Source organism: Pseudomonas lijiangensis, from assembly GCF_018968705.1.
Classification (GTDB): Bacteria; Pseudomonadota; Gammaproteobacteria; order Pseudomonadales; family Pseudomonadaceae; genus Aquipseudomonas; species Aquipseudomonas lijiangensis.
In genome coordinates this window covers 2855184-2876227 of sequence record NZ_CP076668.1, presented here as the reverse complement: position 1 = coordinate 2876227, position 21044 = coordinate 2855184, and the positions used below count along the sequence as shown (strand labels likewise).

Annotated in this window: 1 protein-coding gene (only partly in view); it reads right to left on the bottom strand. The window is 60.4% G+C overall.

What is annotated here, in order from left to right:
• Nucleotides 1-21044 carry the 5' portion of a non-ribosomal peptide synthase/polyketide synthase gene (locus KQP88_RS12150; RefSeq protein WP_216705829.1) on the bottom strand. Its footprint begins 9811 nt before the window's first position, so 21044 of the gene's 30855 nt are visible here — the first part of the coding sequence; it begins with the start codon at nt 21042-21044; the stop codon falls past the left edge of the window.

Sequence of the window (21044 nt, the reverse complement as noted above, 5' to 3'; positions counted from 1 at the left end):
CTCAGGCGCTCGCCTTCGCATGCCACGGCAATGGCATCCGGCTGGGCAGCCGCACGTTCCTCGAACAGGCGGTGAGCGGTGCTGGTCTGCGGATAGGTTGTGCGGGTGCGATTCAAGTCATTCAGCAGGCGCTGACGCTCTTCGGCATCCAGCAATTCAATGTTGGTGATTGCCGTCTCGTCACCTGCCACCAGACCGCGCAGGACATTTTCGAAATAGCGGATATAACGACGTACGGTGGCTTCGCCAAACAGTGCCGTGGCGTATTCGAGGCTGCCGACCAGTTGGCCCTGCAACTCGCTCAGGTCCAGGGAAAGGTCGAACTTGGACACCGTGTTGGCAATACCGATGCCTTCCAGGGCCAGGCCATCCAGTTCCAGCGCCGTGCCGCCAGTATCCTGCCAGCTCAACATGGCCTGGAATACCGGGCTGTGCGCCAGGCTGCGCACCGGTTTGACAACCTCCACCACTTGCTCGAACGGCAGATCCTGATGGGCCTGGGCACTCAGGACCCGGTCCTTGACCCTCGCCAGCAGCGTGCTGACATCCGGGTCGTCCTCGACATCGATACGAACGGCCAGTGTGTTGACGAAGAAGCCGATCAAGGGCTCGACTTCAGCACGCATGCGGTTGGCCATGGGCGAACCGATCACCACGTCGCCTTGACCGGACAGCCGGCTCAGCAACACGGCCCAGGCGGCCATCACTGTCATGTACAGCGTCGTGCCGTGGCGCTGACTCAAGGTTTTCAGGTCCTGGGTCAAGGCTGCATCGAGCACGATGCCCAGGGTCGCACCGGCATAATCCTGTTGCGCCGGGCGAGGTTTATCGGTGGGCAACGCCAGCAATGCAGGAGCATCGGCCAGGGTCTGCTGCCAGTAACGGCTTTGTGCTTCCAGCACTTCGCCACTGAGCCAGCGGCGCTGCCACACGGCGTAGTCGGCGTACTGCACGCTCAGCGGTGGCAACGGATCGTCCATTCCCTGCCTGAACGCTTCATAAAGCTCGGTCAGCTCACGGGTCAGCACGCCCATGGACCAACCGTCGGAGACGATGTGGTGCACCGTCACCAGCAAGGCATGATCTTCGGCACCCAGACGCACCAGTCGTCCACGGATCAAGGGACCGGTGGCAAGATCGAACGGTGCCAGGGCTTCGTCCTGAGCCATGGCGAGCAGTTGTTGCTCACGGTCATTGCTGGCCTGCAGGTTGACAAGGGTCAACGTGAATCCGCTTTCAAGGGATTCAATCAGTTGCACAGGCTCCTGATCTTCACGAACGGCGAAGCGAGTGCGCAAGGCTTCATGGCGGGCAATAATCCGCTCCAGCGCCTGTTGCAGCGCGTTTTCATCGAGAGCACCGCGCAAGCGCAGGCCGGCTGGCATGTTGTACGCCGTGCTGCCGCCTTCCATTTGCGCCAGGAACCACAGGCGCTGCTGGGCAAACGACAGAGGAATATCCTCATCGCGAGGCACCCTGACAATATCCGGCAGCGCACTGCGACCCGCCTGGGCCAGCAATCCGGCCAGGGCCGACAGTTCTGAGTGAGTAAACAGTTCAGCCAGGCTCAGCTCGACGCCCAGTCGCAGTCTCACCTGGGAAATCAGGCGAATGGCGAGCAATGAATGCCCACCCAGGTCAAAGAACCGGTCGAAGCGTCCGACCTTCTCGACACCCAGCAATTCCTGCCAGAGGTGCGCCAGTGCCACTTCGATTTCCCCTTGAGGTGCTTCGTAGCCCTGACTGACCAGCGCTTGCAGGTCCGGTGCGGGCAGCGCCTTGCGATCCAGCTTGCCATTGGGCGTCAGTGGCAAGGCGTCCAGCACAACGTAGGCCACCGGCACCATGTATTCAGGCAGCAAGGCTTGCAGGTATTCACGCAACGCCTCGATGTCCACACCTTCGACACGGGCAGTGAAGTAAGCGACCAGACGTTTGTCGCCCGGCACATCTTCACGAGCCATGACCACCGCTTCTTTCACGCTTTCGTGACGCGCCAGCTTGGCTTCGATTTCGCCCAGCTCGATACGGAAGCCACGAATCTTCACCTGATCGTCGTTACGACCCAGGTATTCGATATTGCCATCGACTAACCAGCGACCCAGGTCGCCGGTGCGGTACATGCGCGCTCCGGCATTGAACGGGTCTTCCAGGAAACGTTCGGCGGTCAGGTCATCGCGATTCAGATAACCCCGCGCCACACCCGCACCACCGATATAGATTTCACCCGGCACGCCAAACGGCACTGGCTGACGGTGTTCGTCCAGCAGGTAGAACTGGGTATTGGCGACTGGCTTGCCGATATGCGCGGCAAAACCGTCCTCACGGTCCATCGAAACCCAGCTTGAGTAGGTGGTGGTTTCCGATGGGCCGTAGAGATTGCACAGACGCTGGACGCTGGTTTGCTCAAACAGGCTTTCAACCAGTGAGCCTTTAAGCGCTTCACCGGCCACGTTGACGGTATGGACGCCCTCTTGCAGACCACCCGATTCCAGCAGCGCCTTCAAGGCCGAAGGCACGGTGTTGATCAAGGTAATGTCATGCTCGCCCTCTTGCAGGGCCAGCACGTTCTTGACCACTTCAATGCTGCCGCCGGAAATCAGAGGCGCAAAGCATTCATAAACAGCCAGGTCGAAGTTCAGCGAGGTCGAAAACAGCGTTTTAGACAGAACCTCAGGCGCAAACGCCTGCTGCGCCCAGGTCAGGAAGTTGACCGTATTGCGGTGCTCGATCATCACACCTTTGGGCAAACCGGTAGAGCCCGAGGTGTAGATCACATAAGCCAGGTGGCTGGAGTTGAGGCCCGGCACCTGCGGATTGGCGGCCGGTTCATTGAGCCAGTTGCCCCGATCCAGATAGATGATCGGTGCCGAAGATGTAGCCAGCAGCTCATGATTGTCGGCATGCGCCAGAATGGCGGCCGGAGCACTGTTCTTCAGCATGTAGGCAATACGGTCTACCGGATAGGCCGGATCAAGTGGCACATAAGCACCACCCGCCTTGAGGATGGCCAGCAGGCCGACCACCATATCGGCACCGCGCTCCACACAGATACCCACTCGAGAGTCCGGCTGAACACCCTGATTGCGCAGATGATGAGCCAAGCGGTTGGCGCGCTCGTTGAGCGTGCGATAGCTCAGGCGTTCACTGCCATGGACCAACGCCACCGCATCCGGTGTGCGTGCCACCTGAGCCTCGAACAGACCATGAATGGTCTGGGTTTCCGGATACGGCGCATGGGTGTTGTTGAATGTCACCAGTACCTGGTTGCGCTCGGCCTCGGACAATACCGACAGACGATTGAGATGGGTATTCGGAGCCTCTTCCAGCGCCGTCACCAGGCTCACCAATGCCGCCTGCATGAGATCACAGGTCCGTTGCGCACCGATCTCGGCAACCGCCTGGGCATTGAGCATGAACCGGTCGCCCAGATCATCCACGTTGAGGGTCAGCGGATAGTTGGTGCGTTCCTCCATGGACAGCGTCTGAATACCGGCCCACGCTGCCACGGCTTCGGATACCGGTGCCTCACCCGCGCTGTGGCGGTAGTTGAGCAGCGTGCTGAACAGCGGTAATGCCGAAGGTACACCGCTGCAGCGCTGGGCAAGCGACAAGGAAGCATGCTCATGGCCGAGCAAGGCCGAGAGCCGTTGATGAGTGGCGCGAACGCCCGCCTCGACGCCCTGAGTGCCGACATCGATGCGCAGCGGCAAGGTATTGATGAACATGCCCAGCGCCCGGTCCGCACCGGCAGTGCCGCTCATGCGACCCATCAGCACTGTACCGAACACCACTTCTTCACGACCGGCCAGACGGCCTACCACCTGTGCCCAGGCCAGATGCACCAGACTCGCGGCACTGGCACCCAGGCGGCGGGCCTGAGTGTGCAGACGCTGACTCAAGGCATCGTCCAGAACCTGATGCGCTTCTTCGATACCGTGACCGTCCCCCTGAATATCCTGCAGCCCCAAGGGCAGTGTCGGCTCATCGATATCGGCCAGCATGTCGCGGAAGAAGGCTTCATGTTCTTCACGGCCGACGCCCAGCCGAGCATTGGCCACATGGTTACGATACGGCACGGCAGCAGGCAGAAGCTCGGTCTGCCCCATGAGGCTGGCCTGCATTTCCTGAACCACGACTTCCAGGGCGGTATGGTCGAGGGCCATGTGATGGAACAGCAACATCCCGACCCAGCGGTTATTGGCCGGATCAGCAGCAAAGGCCAGGCGCATCAGAGGGGCGCGGGAAACGTCGAGACGATAGTGACGTGGATCGAAGCGCTGTTGCAGTTGCTGCAACACATCCCCTTCGCCCTGCTCCGGCACGACCTCTTCGACGTCCAGGGTTGCCTTGCGCCAGACCACTTGAACCGGCTCGCTCATGCTTTCCCAGACCACTGCGGTACGCAAGATATCGTTACGGTCCACGACGCTCTGCAAGGCATGGGCAAAGATATCCAGGCGTTGACGGTCCTCGAAACTGAACTGCACCTGCAGCACGTAGGGGTCGCCCTGGCTGGCAGCCAGATGGTGATACAGAATCCCCTCCTGCAACGGTGCCAGCGCATAGATGTCCTGCACATTGGCAACACCGCCCGGCACACTGGCCACGACGCGGTCGATAGCCTCCTGATCCAGATCCGCTAACGGCAGCATCTCCGGCGTGATGCGCTCACAGCCTTCAGGAATCAGGTTGTCGGGAACAATCACACCGCGAGTCCCGCCACCAACGGCTGCGGCCAAGGCCGCCAGAGTCGGTTGACCAAACAGCACACGCACGTCGGCGCTGAGGTCCTGTTGACGCATGCGTTCGATCAGCTTGACCGCCAGCAATGAGTGGCCGCCCAGCTCGAAGAAGTGGTCATGACGGCCTACTTGCTCAACACCCAGCAGTTCCTGCCAGAGTTCGGCAATCGCCGTTTCGAACTTGCCTTGCGGTGCTTCATAGACACGGCTGGCCAAGGCCGACTGATCCGGTGCAGGCAGCGCCTTGCGATCCAGCTTGCCGTTGGTGGTCAGTGGCAGCGATTCCAGCATCACGAAAGCGCTCGGCAGCATGTGCTCGGCCAAGGCTTGCAACAGTTGGTCGCGCAGGTCAACGGCAGATGGCGCTTCACCCTCTTCTGCAATGACATAAGCCACCAGACGCTTGTCGCCGGGAACGTCTTCGCGAGCGATTACCACCGCTTCGCGCACGCCATTGCAGGCTGCCAGTTGCGCTTCGACCTCACCCAGTTCGATACGGAAACCACGAATCTTCACCTGATCGTCGTTACGGCCCAGGTAATCGAGGCTACCTTCGGCGGTCCAGCGGGCCAGGTCGCCAGTACGATACAGACGGGCATTTTTAACCTTGCTGAACGGATCGGCGATAAACCGCTCTTCGTTCAACTCAGGACGGTTCAGATAACCCCGCGCCACGCCGGCACCACCCACATACAACTCACCGACCACACCGACCGGCACTGGCTCACGGTTGGCATCCAGCACATAGGTCTGCAAGTCCGGAATCCGCACACCAATCGGGCTGACACCCGCGTGCAAGGCATCCGCCGCTTCCAAGGCACGATAAGTCACGTGCACCGTGGTTTCGGTAATGCCATACATGTTCACCAGTTGCGTTCCGGCGTTCACCGCACGTGCATACCACGGCTTGAGAATCCCGGTTTCCAGGGCTTCACCACCAAAGATCACCTGACGCAACGAGTGCGACTGCTGACTTTCACCCTGGGCCGCAATCAACTGGCGGAAGGCGCTTGGCGTCTGGTTCAACACCGTCACCCCAGCATCACACAGCAAGGCATAGCATTCCTGCGGCGAACGGCTGACCAGTTGCGGCACGATCAGCAACTCGCCACCGTGTATCAGCGCGCCCCAGATTTCCCAGACCGAGAAGTCGAAGGCAAAGGAGTGAAACAGCGCCCAGGTATCGGTCGGACCAAAGTCGAACCAGGCTTGAGTCGCGGAGAACAGGCGCGCCACATTGCGATGCTCGACCTGCACGCCCTTCGGCAGACCGGTGGAGCCCGAGGTGTAGATCACATAGGCCAGGTTTGACGAAGCCGAATCAACCTGCGGATTGGAGACGGATTGATCCTGCAAACGTGGATCGTCCAGATTGATGACCGGCACCGACACATCCGCCAGCACCTGTGCGGTGGACTCTTGGACCAGCACGGCCAATGGCTCGCTGTCCTGAAGCAGGTACGCCAGACGCTCGGCCGGATAAGCCGGGTCCATCGGCACGTAACCCGCGCCAGCCTTGAGGATACCCAGCAGGCCGATGATCATTTCCAGACCACGTTCGACGCAGATCGCTACACGATCGTCCGGGCCGATGCCTTGTTCGATCAGCCGATGAGCCACCTGATTGGCGCGGTTATTGAGCTCGCCATAGGACAACTGGCGACCTTCAAAACGAATTGCCGTGGCTGAAGGCTGTTTTGCAGCCCAGCTTTCAACGGCGCGGTGTATCAGCAGATCGTCAGCAAAGGTTGCGTCACTGACACTCCACTTATGCAGCAGTTGTTCACGCTCGCTGTCCGGCAGAATCGACAGATTCCCCAGCGCTGTCTGTGGAGCCTGTTCCAGCGCATCGATCAATTGATGCATAACGCGCTGCATGTAGCCACAGACACGCTCGGCACCGATTTGCGCTTCAGCCATCACGGTCAGGTTGAAGCCTTCGCCCAGGTCATCCACCGACAGGGTCAGCGGGTAGTTGGTGCGCTCCTCTCCCGACAGCGCCTCGATACCTTCCCAGGCCGAGCCACTGGAAGCACTGGCACGGTTTTCCAGATGCCGGTAATTGAGCAGTGAACTGAACAGCGGTGCAGGTGCTTCAACGCCACTGCAACGCTGGGCAAGTACCAGCGAGGCATGTTCGTGACCCAGCAGAGCCGTCAGGCTGGCATGGGTTTTCTTCACGCCGCTGTGGACAGACTGATCGCCGAGATCAACTCGCAATGGCAAGGTGTTGATAAACATGCCAAGAGCACGGTCGGCCCCTTCGCCACCCTGCATGCGCCCCAGCAACACCGTGCCGAACACCACTTCATCGCGACCTGACACGGCGTCCAGCACCCGCGCCCAGCCCAGGTGATACAGGCTGGCAGCACTCACGCCCAGTTTGCGTGCCTGAGCCCGCAAACGCTGGCCAAGGGAAGCGTCCACCACCTGACGGACTTCCTGAATCCCCTGCCCGTCACCCTGCACGTCATGCAGCCCGAACGGCAGGGTCGGTTCGTCGATATCACCCAGCATGTCGCGGAAGAACGCTTCATGGTCTTCACGACTGACACCCAGGCGCGCCTGAGCCACGTAGTTGCGGTAAGGCACCGAGGCAGGCAATTGATCACCAAGGCCGGCCATGAAGGCTTCGATTTCCGACGTCACGATCCCCAGGGAAGTGGCATCGTCGACCATATGGTGGAACAGCAGCATGCCCAGCCAGCGATTATTGGCCGGATCATGGGCGTAACCGATGCGCATCATCGGGGCCTGGCGGATATCCAGGCGGTAATGACGCGGGTCGAGCACTTCACTCAGTTGCTCAGCGATATCGCCGGCAGCCGGATCGAGAAGAACTTCCTCCGCAACCAGCTCCGCATGACGCCAGACCACTTGCACCGGATCGTCCAGACGCTCCCAAAGCACACCCGTGCGCAGAATGTCATGCCGCGACACCACACTCTGCAAGGCCGCAGCAAATTTATGGACACGCTCCAGGCTGTCAAAAGCGAACAGCGCATATTGCAGGTAGGGATCGCCCTCGACTGCAGTCAGGTGGTGATAAAGAATCCCTTCCTGCAACGGAGCCAGTGCGTAGATATCCTGAATATTGGCCACACCGCCCGGCACACTGGCAACGACGCGGTCGATAGCCTCCTGATCCAGATCCGCCAACGGCAGCATGTCAGGTGTGATGCGTTCGCAGCCTTCAGGAATGAGATTGGCCGGAACCACGATCTGCGCCTGACCGCCCACCGCTGCGGCCAATGCCGCCAGAGTCGGCTGACCAAACAGCACACGCACATCGGCGCTGAGATTCTGCTGACGCATCCGTTCGATCAGTTTCACTGCCAGCAGCGAGTGGCCACCCAGTTCGAAGAAGTGGTCATGACGCCCTACTTGCTCAACGCCCAGCAATTCCTGCCAGAGCTGGGCAATGATTTCCTCGACTTCGCCTTGCGGCGCTTCATAGGTCCGGCTGACCAGAGCTGACTGATCCGGTGCAGGCAAGGCTTTGCGGTCAAGCTTACCGTTGGTGGTCAGCGGCAGCGATTCCAGCATCACGAAAGCGCTCGGCAGCATGTGCTCGGCCAAGGCTTGCAACAGTTGGTCGCGCAGGTCAACGGCAGATGGCGCTTCACCCTCTTCTGCAATGACATAAGCCACCAGACGCTTGTCGCCAGGGACGTCTTCGCGAGCGATTACCACTGCTTCGCGTACACCCTCACAAGCTGCCAGTTGTGCTTCAACTTCACCCAGTTCGATACGGAAACCGCGGATCTTCACCTGATCGTCGTTACGGCCCAGATAATCCAGGCTACCCTCGGCGGTCCAGCGGGCCAGGTCGCCAGTACGATACAGACGGGCATTTTTAACTTTGCTGAATGGATCGGCGATAAACCGCTCTTCATTCAGCTCAGGACGGTTCAGATAACCCCGCGCTACGCCGGCACCGCCGACATACAGCTCGCCGACAACACCGACCGGCACAGGCTCACGGTTGGCATCCAGCACGTAAGTCTGCAAATCAGGAATTCGCACACCAATCGGGCTGACACCAGCGTGCAAGGCATCCGCCGCTTCCAGAGCACGATAAGTCACGTGAACCGTGGTTTCGGTAATGCCGTACATGTTCACCAGTTGCGTACCGGCGTTCACCGCTCGGGCATACCACGGCTTGAGAATCCCGATTTCCAGGGCTTCACCACCAAAGATCACCTGACGCAACGAGTGCGACTGCTGGCTTTCGCCCTGAGCAGCAATCAACTGGCGGAAAGCACTTGGCGTCTGGTTCAACACCGTCACGCCAGCCTCGCAAATCAAGGCGTAGCACTCCTGCGGCGAACGGCTGACCAGTTGCGGCACGATCAGCAACTCGCCACCGTGTATCAGCGCGCCCCAGATTTCCCAGACCGAGAAGTCGAAGGCAAAGGAGTGGAACAACGCCCAGGTATCGGTCGGGCCGAACTCAAACCACGACTGAGTGGCCGAGAACAAGCGCGCCACATTGCGATGCTCGACCTGCACGCCCTTCGGCAGACCGGTGGAGCCCGAGGTGTAGATCACATAAGCCAGGTTTGACGAAGCCGAATCCACCTGCGGATTGGAGATGGATTGCTCCTGCAAACGAGGATCATCCAGATTGATGACCGGCACCGACACATCCGACAGCACTTCTGCTGTGGCCTGCTGAACCAGCACCGCCAATGGCGCGCTGTCCTGGAGCAGGTACGCCAGACGCTCGGCCGGGTAAGCCGGATCCATCGGCACGTAACCCGCACCAGACTTGAGGATCCCCAGCAGGCCGATGATCATTTCCAGACCGCGTTCGACGCAGATCGCCACACGATCGTCTGGTCCAATGCCTTTTTCGATCAAGCAATGAGCAACCTGATTGGCGCGGCTGTTCAGCTCACCATAAGACAGCTTGCTACCTTCAAAGCGCAGCGCCGTCGCTGAAGGCTGTTTTGCAGCCCAGCTTTCAACGGCATGGTGAATCAGCAGGTCATCGGCAAAGGTCGCGTCACTGACATTCCACTCGTGAAGCAGTTGCTCACGCTCGCCAGCCGGCAGAATCGACAGACTGTGCAGCGGCGTTTGCGGCGCCTGCTCCAGTGCTTCGGTCAACTGCTCCAGAGCAATCTGCATATAGCCACAGACGCGCTGGGCTCCCATGGTTTCCAGTGCCAGAACGGTGAAGTGGAAGCCTTCGCCCAGGTCATCGACGTTAAGGGTCAGTGGATAGTTGGTGCGCTCATCGCCGCCCAGGCTCTGTATGCCTTCCCATGCACTCAGGCTTTCCTGGGAAGCCACCGCATTGCTGTGACGGTAGTTGAGCAAGGCACTGAACAACGGAGTGGTCGCGGCCACGCCACTGCAACGCTGGGCCAGTGCCAGCGATGCATGTTCGTGTACCAGCAAACCGGTGAGCCGGTCGTGGGCTTCGCTTACCGCCTGGCGCACCGTGTTGCTGTCCAGGCTGACCCGTAATGGCAAAGTGTTGATGAACATGCCCAAGGCACGGTCGGCACCCTCGCCGCCCTGCATGCGCCCCAGCAATACGGTGCCGAACACCACATCATCGGTAGCCGACACCTTGCCCAACACCAAGGCCCAGGCCAGGTGAATCAGGCTGGCCGCGCTGACACCCAACTGACGGGCCTGCTGGCGTAAACGACTGCTGATATGCACGTCCAGAGACGCTCGCGACTCTTCGATCCCGTGCCCGTCGCCTTGCACATCATGTACACCGAACGGCAGGGTCGGCTCGTCGATATCCCCCAGCATGTCGCGGAAGAACGTTTCATGGGCCGCAGGCTCGACACCCAGTCGGGCCTGGGCCACATAGTTGCGATACGGCATCGCCGCACCCAATTGATCGGCCGTACCCAGCAGGAAGGCCTGCATTTCCAGTTGCATCACTTCCAGCGCGGTATGGTCCAGCGCCAGGTGATGGAACAGCAGAGTGGCAACCCAGCGGTTTTGCTCCTGGTCCTCGGCACAGGCCAGATGCAGCAGCGGCGCACGGGTCAGGTCCAGGCGATAATGACGAGCATCGAAACGCTCCGACAATTGCTCAGCAACAGGCCCGTCGGTCGGGTCCAGATCAACCCATTGAGGTTGCAACGCGACGTTACGGCAGACCACCTGGACCGGCTCATCCAGACCACTCCAGTGCACGGCCGTGCGCAGGATATCGTGACGGTCGATGACCGATTGCAGCGCCTGGACAAAGTCTTCCAGACGTTCGCGACTGTCGAAGGCGTACTGCGATTGCAGCACATACGGGTCGCCCGCTTCGGCGGACAGGTGGTGATAGAGAATCCCTTCCTGGAGTGGAGCCAGCGGGTAGATATCCTGCACATTGGCCGCGCCGCCCGGGACGACTGCCAGAACACGTTCAAGCGACGCTTCGCTGATTTCCAGCAACGGCAGCATCTCGGGGGTAATGTGCGTGCAACCCGGCTCGATCAGGTTGGCCGGCACACGGATTTCCGTGCTGTTGCCAACGGCAGCCGCAAGAGCTGCCAGAGTCGGCTGGCTGAACAGCACGCGCACATCGGCGCTCAACCCTTCCTGACGCATCTTCTCGATCAGTTTGACGGCCAGCAGCGAGTGGCCACCCAGCTCGAAGAAATGGTCATGACGACCCACACGCTCGACTTTGAGCACCTCGGCCCAGAGAGTCGCCAGCACCGATTCGACCGGCCCGACGGGCGCTTCGTAATCACGGCTGGCATACGCTTGCGCATCGGGTGCTGGCAGTGCGCGACGGTCCAGCTTGCCGTTATTGGTCAGCGGCAGGCTGTCCAGTACCACAAAGGCCACGGGCACCATGTAATCGGCCAGTGAAGCGCTCAATTCACGACGCAACTCCTGCACAGACAGGCTCGCACCGGGCAGAGCCGTGACATAACCCACCAGTTGCTTCGGTCCACCGTCCGCATCCTGGCGCGCCAGGACCACCGATTCCTTGACCCCGGCGCATTGAGCCAGACGGGCTTCGATCTCACCGATTTCAATCCGGAAGCCACGAATCTTGACCTGCTGGTCATTGCGGCCCCGATACTCTACCGAGCCATCGGCCAGCCAGCAGGCCAGGTCGCCGGTACGGTACAGGCGGGCTGCCGGGTCTGTGCTGAACGGATCAGCCACGAACACCTGTTCGGTCAGTTCAGCGCGGTTCAGGTATCCCAATGCAACGCCATCGCCACCGATATACAACTCGCCGGTTACACCCAGTGGCACTGGCTGCTGGCGAGTATCGAGTACGTACAAACGGGTATTGGCCAGAGGTTTACCAATGGGAATGCTGCCCTCGCCTACGGTTTTGATTTCATGGGTCGCCGAGAAGGTCGTGGCCTCGGTCGGACCATAGCCGTTCAACAAGTGCTCTGGCGCGCCGTTTTTCAGCACCTGAGCGATAACCAAAGGATCCAGCACGTCGCCGCCGACAATCAGGTAACGCAATTGGGCAAAGGCCTCGTACAGGCCCGAAGCATATTGATGGAACAAGCCAGCCGTCATCCACAGCACGCTGACCGACTGCTCCAGCAGCAAGGCCTTGAACTCTGGCAGCGACAGGAGCACGTCCTGATCAACCACAACCACGCAACCGCCGTTGAGCAACGGTGCCCAGACATCCAGGGTGCTGGCGTCAAACGCCGGGTTGGAGGCAAAAGCCACTCGGTCCTGGGCATTGAACTCGGCATAACCATTATTGATCACCAGTCGGGCAATGGCGCGATGGGGCACCAACACGCCTTTTGGAGTCCCGGTGGAACCCGAGGTGTACATGATGTAGGCCGCACTTTCGCTGGAGCAGGTCAATTCCGGGTTGTCGCCGTGCTGCGGGGAAAGGTCGAGGCGGTCCAGATCAACTCGCGCAACGCCTTGAGGCACGTCCAGATCGCCATGGGTCAGAATCTGGCGAGCGCCACTGTCCTGCACCATGAACGCCTGACGCTCCTGAGGCGCATTGACGTCCAGCGGCACATAAATGGCGGCACATTTATTGATCGCCAGTTGCGCTACCAGCAGATCCAGGGAGCGTGGCAGCAGAATGGCTACGGCATCGCCTGCAATCACACCCTGGCTGATCAGATGATGAGCCAGTCGATTGGCCTGGCTGTTGAGTTCGGCGTAAGTCAGCGTCTGCTCGCCATGAACAGCGGCAAAGGCTTCAGGTCGCTTGGCCACTTGCAGTTCAAACAGAGAATGGACGGAGCTGTCCCGTGGATAGTCCGTCGTGCTGTCGTTGAAACCGTGCAGCATTTGCTCGCGCTCGGCCTCAGGCAATACGGCAATGGCATGAAGCGCGGTATCCGGGCGGTTCTCCAGTGTATCGATCAGGTTTTCCAGGGCGCATAACAAGGTGTCGCATACCCTTTGCGCGCCAATCTCGACCATGGCCAGGGCGGTGAAGACAAAGCCGGTGCCCAGGTCATCCACCGACAGGGTCAGCGGATAGTTGGTGCGCTCTTCGTTGCTCAGGCTTTCGATACCGTCCCAGGCCGAAATGGCCTGGCTGGAGGTCATGTCCACAGCGCTATGACGATAGTTGAGCAAGGTGTTGAACAACGGCGCAGGTGCGGCAACGCCACTGCAACGCTGGGCAAGTGCCAGTGAAGCATGCTCATGCCCCAGCAGAGCAGTCAGCCCCGAATGGGTAGACTTCACGCCCTCGACCACGCTGCGAGCATCGATATCCACTCGCAACGGCAAGGTATTGATGAACATGCCCAGAGCGCGGTCGGAGCCTTCGCCACCCTGCATACGCCCCATCAGTACCGTACCGAACACCACCTGGTCGCGACCGGAAGCCGCACGGGCAGCCAGTGCCCATGCCAGGTGCATGACGCTGGCCGCACTGCTGCCCAGCTTGCGGGCCTGGGCGCGTACTCGCCGACTCAGTTCGTCATCCAGGGTAATGCTGGCCTCTTCTATGCCAGTCCCGTCGCCTCGCACGCTTTCCTGGCCATACGCCAGGGTCGACTCTTCGATATCGGCCAGCTGACTGCGGAAGAAGGCTTCATGATCCTGTTCCGTCAGCCCCAGGCACGCCTGAGCCACGTAATTACGGTAAGGCATCGCCGCTGGCAGCGCGTCACCTTCGCCGACCATGAAGGCCTGCATTTCATGACGCACCACTTCAAGCGCCGTGTGATCGAGCACCAAGTGGTGGAACATGAGCAGCATGATCCAGCGCCCGTTGCTCTGGTCATGGGCGCAGGCCAGACGCATCAGAGGAGCCTGTCCAAGGTCGAGGCTGTGATGTTGCGTCGAGAATCGCTCACGAATCTGCTGTGCGATGTCGCCGTCTGCCGGATTCAGCTCAAGGGTTTCCACCACCAGTTGTGCCTGGCGCCAGACTACCTGCACAGGGCTTTCCAGTCCTTCCCAGAAGACCGAAGTACGCAAGGTGTCGTGACGATCAATGACCTTTTGCAGGGCCGAGGCAAAGGACTCGACGCGCTGTTGGTCCCTGACGGTAAAGGTCGCCTGCAGGACGTAAGGATCGCCCTGGATGGCGGATATGTGGTGGTAAAGAATGCCCGACTGCAACGGTGCAAGCGGGTAGATATCCTGAATATTGGCCGAACCGCCCGGCACACTGGCCACGATGCGGTCCAGTTCCGTCTGGTCGAGACGGACCAGTGGCAGCAGCTCAGGTGTGATGTGCGTACAGCCCGCTTCGATCAGGTTGGCCGGAACCACCACTTCGCGGTCATGGCCCACGGCGGCAGCCAGCGCAGCAACAGTGGGTTGACTGAACAGAATACGCACATCCGCCGACAATCCCTTGCGGCGCATGCGCTCGATCAAGGTAACGGCCAGCAGCGAATGACCGCCCAGTTCGAAGAAGTGATCGTGACGGCCGACGCGCTCCACCTGCAACACTTCGGCCCAGATCTGCGCCAGGGTGGTTTCGGTTTCGCCAATCGGTGCTTCGTAGCCACGGCTGATCAGGGCTTGCAGGTCCGGGGCTGGCAAGGCCTTGCGGTCCAGCTTGCCGTTCGGGGTCAGGGGCAGTTTATCCAGATGTACATAAGCGGCTGGCACCATGTATTCAGGCAGTTGGCCTTGCAAGTGCGCTTTCAGGGTTTCCAGATTGATTTCGGCAACGCTTGAGGTGAAATACGCCACCAGACGTTTGTCGCCCGGTACATCCTCACGGGCCATGACCACCGCTTCTTTCACGCTCTCATGACGCGCCAGCTTGGCTTCGATTTCGCCCAGCTCGATACGGAAGCCGCGGATTTTCACCTGATCGTCGTTACGTCCCAGGTATTCGATATTGCCGTCTGCCAGCCAGCGACCCAGGTCGCCGGTGCGATACATGCGGGCACCGGCATTGAACGGGTCTTCCAGAAAGCGCTCGGCAGTCAGGTCATCACGGTTCAGGTAGCCACGAGCTACACCGGCACCGCCGATATAGATTTCGCCCGGCACACCCAGAGGCACTGGCTGACGGTGTTCATCCAGCAGGTAGAACTGGGTATTGGCGACGGGCTTGCCGATATGGGCCGCAAAACCGTTTGCACGATCCATGGCCACCCAGCTTGAGTAGGTGGTGGTTTCCGATGGGCCGTAGAGGTTGCACAGACGCTGGACGCTGGTTTGTTCAAACAGGCTTTCCACCAGCGAGCCCTTGAGTGCTTCACCCGCCACGTTGACGGTATGCACACCCTCTTGAAGGCCGCCCGATTCCAAAAGCGCTTTCAACGCCGAAGGCACGGTGTTGATCAGGGTAATGTCATGCTCACCCTCTTGCAGAGCCAGCACGTTCTTGACCACTTCAATGCTGCAGCCCGAGATCAGCGGTGCAAAGCACTCGTAGACTGCCAGGTCGAAGTTCAGCGAGGTGGAGAACAGCGTTTTGGCCAGAACTTCAGAAGCAAACGCCTGCTGCGCCCAGGTCAGGAAGTTGACCGTGTTGCGGTGTTCGATCATCACGCCTTTGGGCAAGCCGGTCGAACCCGAGGTGTAGATGACGTAAGCCAGATGAGCCGGTGTCAGCCCCTCGATCACCGGATTGGAGACGGATTTGTCCTGCCAATCGGGCTGATCCAGATTGATAACGGTGACACCTGCCGCTGATACCAGGTCCAGCGTGGCCGATTGTGCAAGCACCGCCGCAGGCGCACTGTCTTCCAGCATGTAAGCAATCCGCTCAGCCGGATACGCCGGATCAAGCGGCACATAACCACCACCCGCCTTCAAGATGGCCAGCAGGCCGACCACCATCTCGATCCCGCGCTCGACACAGATCGCCACACGGGAATCGGACAACACGCCCTGACTGCGCAGATGATGGGCCAGTCGGTTGGCCCGTTGGTTCAGTTCGGCATAGCTCAGTTGCTCGCCGCCAAACACCAGCGCCACGGCATCCGGCGTGCGCTCCACCTGAGCCTCGAACAAACCATGAACGGTCTGGTCGAGCGGATACTCGGCCTCGGTCGCGTTGAAGCCGCGCAGTACTTGTTCAAGCTCAGCCTCGGGCAATACCGAGAGGCTGCGCAATGGTGCCTGAGGTGTCAGCTCCAGCGCTTCGACCAGTTGCTGCAACGCCGCCTGCATATAGCCGCAGACACGCTGGGCATCGACACCCTTCTGTGCCAGCGTGGTCAGCAGCAGGTTATCTCCCAGATCGTCGACGTTCAGGGTCAGCGGATAGTTGGTGCGCTCTTCACCGGACAGGCCCTCGATCCCCTTCCAGGCCTCCCGGGCCTCTGGCGTGATCTCACCGGGAGCGCTATGCCGATAGTTGAGCAGCGCGCTGAACAAGGGCATGGATGCAGGCACGCCGCTGCAGCGCTGAGCCAGTGCCAGCGAGGCATGTTCATGGCCCAGCAATTCGGTCAGCCGCCCATGGGCTGCCCGGACGCCGGCACGGACACCCTGCTCACCGACAGCAAGACGCAGCGGCAAGGTATTGATGAACAGACCGATGGCGCGGTCAGCTCCTTCGCCGCCTTGCATACGGCCCATCAACACGGTGCCGAACACCACATCCTGCTTGCCCGCGATGGCCCCCAGCACCACACCCCATGCCAGGTGAACCAGGCTGGCCAGGCTCACACCCAGATGCCGTGCCTGATTGCGCAGGCGTTGATCCAGACCGGCGACCAGTTGCTGGGTCGCTTCCTCGATACCCTCACCGTCGCCCTGCACATTCTGCAGGCCGAAAGGCAGCGTGGGCTCTTCTACATCCCCCAGCATGCCGCGAAAGAATGACTCATGGGCTTCACGACTGACGCCCAGACGAGCCTGCGCTACATAGTTGCGGTAAGCGATGGCCTCGCCCAGCTCCTGCTGGCGACCCAACAGCCAGGCCTGCATTTCATGCTGGACCACTTCCAGCGCGGTATGGTCTAGCGCCAGGTGATGGAACAACAGCAAAGCGACACAACGCTGGTTGACGACATCCTCGGCAAACTGGATGCGCAGCAACGGCGGCTGCGTCAGATCGAGTCGGAAATGCCGTGGATCGAAGCGCGCCTGCAATTGTTCGGCAATATCACCCTGAGCCGGGTCAAGGCTGACTTCCTCGACGCTCAGACGTGCCTGACGGCAGACCACTTGCACCGGGCTGTCGAGGCCTTCCCAGAAAACTGCGGTGCGCATGATGTCATGGCGGTCGACAACGGCCTGCAATGCCTGGACGAAGTCATTCAGGAGCCCACGGTCCGCAAGGCCGAACAATGTCTGCAGCACATACGGATCACCCTGTTCGGCAGCCAGGTGGTGATAGAGAATCCCCTCCTGCAAAGGCGCCAGCGCATAGATGTCCTGAATATTGGCAATACCTCCCGGCACACTGGCCACGAGGTAATCGATGGAGGCCTGGTCCAGATCCGCCAGCGGCAACATGTCAGGCGTGATGCGCTGACAATCGGCGGTGATGGCGTTGGCCGGGACACTGATCTCGTGATTATTGCCAACCGCGGCAGCCAGCGCCGCCAGCGTCGGCTGGCTGAAAAGTACCCGCACATCTGCGCTCAGCCCCACCTGGCGCATGCGTTCGATCAGGCTGACGGCGAGCAGCGAATGGCCGCCCAGTTCGAAAAAGTGATCGAAACGACCTACTCGCTCGACCTTGAGCAACTGTGCCCAGAGCGCAGCCAGGGTTTCTTCGACCGGGCCTTGAGGGGCTTCATATTCTCGACTGGCGAAGGCTTCGGCACCCGGCTCGGGCAAGGCACGACGATCCAGCTTGCCGTTGGCGGTCAGCGGGAAGCTTTCCAGCATGACAAAGGCCGCAGGCACCATGTATTCGGCCAGTGAGCCAAGCAACTCCTCGCGCAAGGCCTGGGCATTGAGTTCAATGCCCTCCTGAGCAATCACATACGCGACCAGACGTTTCTGGCCGGAGGTTTCCTGATCCGCACGGACCAGCACCGTGGCGTCGGCAACGCCAGCGCAAGTGCTCAGGCGGGCCGAGATTTCTCCCAGCTCGATCCGGAAACCGCGGATTTTTACCTGATCGTCGTTACGTCCGCGATACTCGATGCCACCGTCAGGTCGCCAGCAACCAAGGTCGCCGGTGCGGTACAGCATGGCATCGTCGCCTGCAACAAACGGATCTGAAATGAATTTCTCAAGGGTCAGATCAGGACGATTCAGATAGCCCTTGGCAACGCCATCGCCGCCGATATAAAGCTCGCCCGTCACGCCCAGCGGCGCAGGACGCAGGTATTCATCCAGGATATAGACGCGGCTGTTGCCCACAGGCCGTCCGATGGGAATGCCCGGGCCTTCGACCTGCTCGATCTCCCAGGTGGTGGAAAAGGTCGTTGCTTCGGTGGGGCCGTAACCATTTAGCAAGTGCTGAGGAGCACCGTTTTCCAGGACCCGTGCAATGACGGCAGGGTCCAGAACATCACCCCCGACGATCAGGTAGCGCAGGCGGGCAAATGCTTCGTACAGGCCCGACGCATATTGATGAAACAGCCCCGCCGTCATCCACACCACGCTGACTGATTGCTCAAGCAGCAGACCGGCAAAATGTTCACGGGACAACAACACATCCTGATCCACCAGCACCACGCAGCCGCCATTGAGCAGCGCGGCCCAGACTTCCAGGGTGCTGGCATCGAAGGCAGGGTTGGAGGCAAAGGCCACACGGTCCGTGGCATTGAAGTCGGCATAACCGTTATCGATGACCAGACGGCTGATTGCGCGATGGGTCACCAATACACCCTTGGGTGTACCGGTAGAACCGGAGGTGTACATGACATAGGCCGGCGCACCGCCTTCCACTGCCACCTGCGGGGCTGCATCCGTCTCACCGTCCAGCTCCAGGGTATCGAGCTCCAGGCGAAGAATGTCCGCCAGCGGCTCGCGACTGCTCAGGCTCAGCAGTACGCGTGCCTGGCTGTCCTCAAGCATGAATTGTTGACGCTCGGCGGGCGCATTGACGTCCAGCGGCACATACACGGCACCGCATTTGAGAATGGCCAGTTGGCTGATCAGCAGCTCGAACGAACGCTCAAGCTCGATTGCGACTCGATCACCGGGCTGGACGCCTGCAGCACGCAAATGCCCGGCCATTGCGTTGGCACGGGCATTCAACTGGCCGTAACCGAGCTGCTGCTCGCCATGTACGGCCGCCGTCGCGTCGGGATGGCGTTCGGCATGTGCTTCGAAAAGTGCCGTTACGCTGCTGTCTCGGGGATAGGGTCGCGTGGTGTCGTTGAATGCCACCAGCAACTGATTGCGCTCGGTGGGTGGTAATAAGTCCAGCGTACTCAATGCCTGACGCGGGTCCTGCTCCAATGCCTCGGCCAGTTGCTCGAAGGCACCGAGCAGGTAATCACCTATGCGTTGGGCGCCGATCTGTGCCAGCGCCAGAACGCTGATCGAGAAACGATCACCCAGATCATCTATCGAAACCGTGATCGGGTAGTTGCTGCGCTCTTCCCCGCCCAATACCTGCAGACCATGCCAGGCTTCACGCGCCTGGGTGGTCACTGCCTGCGCCGCGCTGCCGTGGCGATAGTTGAGCAACGAACCGAACAGCGGCGTCGGAGCGGCCACGCCACTGCAACGCTGGGCCAGAGCCAGCGATGCATGCTCATGGCCCAGCAGACCGGTCAGGCGCTGGTGAGTGGCCTTGACACTGGCGTCCACGCTCTGGGAACCCAGTTCGACCCGCAACGGCAAGGTATTGATAAACAGGCCAAGGGCACGATCCGCGCCCTCGCCGCCTTGCATACGCCCCATCAGCACGGTGCCGAACACCACGTCTTCACGGCCGGATATGCGGCCCAGCACTTGCGCCCAGGCCAGATGCACCAGGCTTGCAGCACTGACGCCCAGACGACGGGCATGGCTGCGCAGACTCGTGCCCAGAGCCTCATCAATGGGCAAGTGGACTTCTTCGACGATAGCGTCGGGATTCAGCGCATCGGTGAAACCAAATGGCAGGGACGGTTCTTCCACGTCCGACAACATGTCGCGAAAGAACGCCTCATGCTCCTCGCGCCCGCTTCCCATACGGGCCTGGGCCACATAGTTGCGATAGGGAACCGCCTCAGGCAGCGCACCTTCGGTCCCCAGCAGGAATGCCTGGGTTTCATGCTGCACAAGCTCCAGTGCAGCGTGGTCCAGAGCCGTGTGATGAAACAGCAGCATGGCCACCCAGCGAGAGTTGACCGGGTCGGCCGCCCAGACCAGGCGCATCAGCGGTGCCTGACGCACATCCATACGGTAGTGGCGCGGATCGAAGTGCTCCTGCAATTGCCGGACTATGTCCCCGTCGGCCGGGTTCAGAACGATTTCATCGAACCCCAGCCGGGCCTCTTGCCAGACCACCTGCATGGGCTCGTCGAGCCCTTCCCAGACGATGGCAGTACGCAGGATATCGTGACGATTGATGACGCCTTGCAGCGCCTGGGCAAAACCTTCCAGCTTCTGTGGACTCTCTGCACTGAAAACAGTGTGCAGGACATACGGATCGCCCTGGGTGGCGGAAATATGGTGGTAGAGAATACCTTCCTGCAACGGCGCCAGCGGATAGATATCCTGCACGTTTGCAGCACCGCCCGGCACGGTTTCGACGATCCGGTCAATCGCGTCCTGGCTCAGTCCGGCCAGGGGCAGCATGTCAGGCGTGATGCGGAAGGCCGGGCTCAGCCAGTCACCACCGTTTCTCTTCACCAGATCGATCAGCGCATGCTTGTGCAGTCGCATGCTGTCTATCAGCGCATCATCGAATCCCTCGTCATCGCCCAGAATGACAAGGTCACCTTCCTCGTGCTGGAGTCGGATCGGGTGACCGGAAATGATAGCCATCAATTCGTTGAAGAGCAT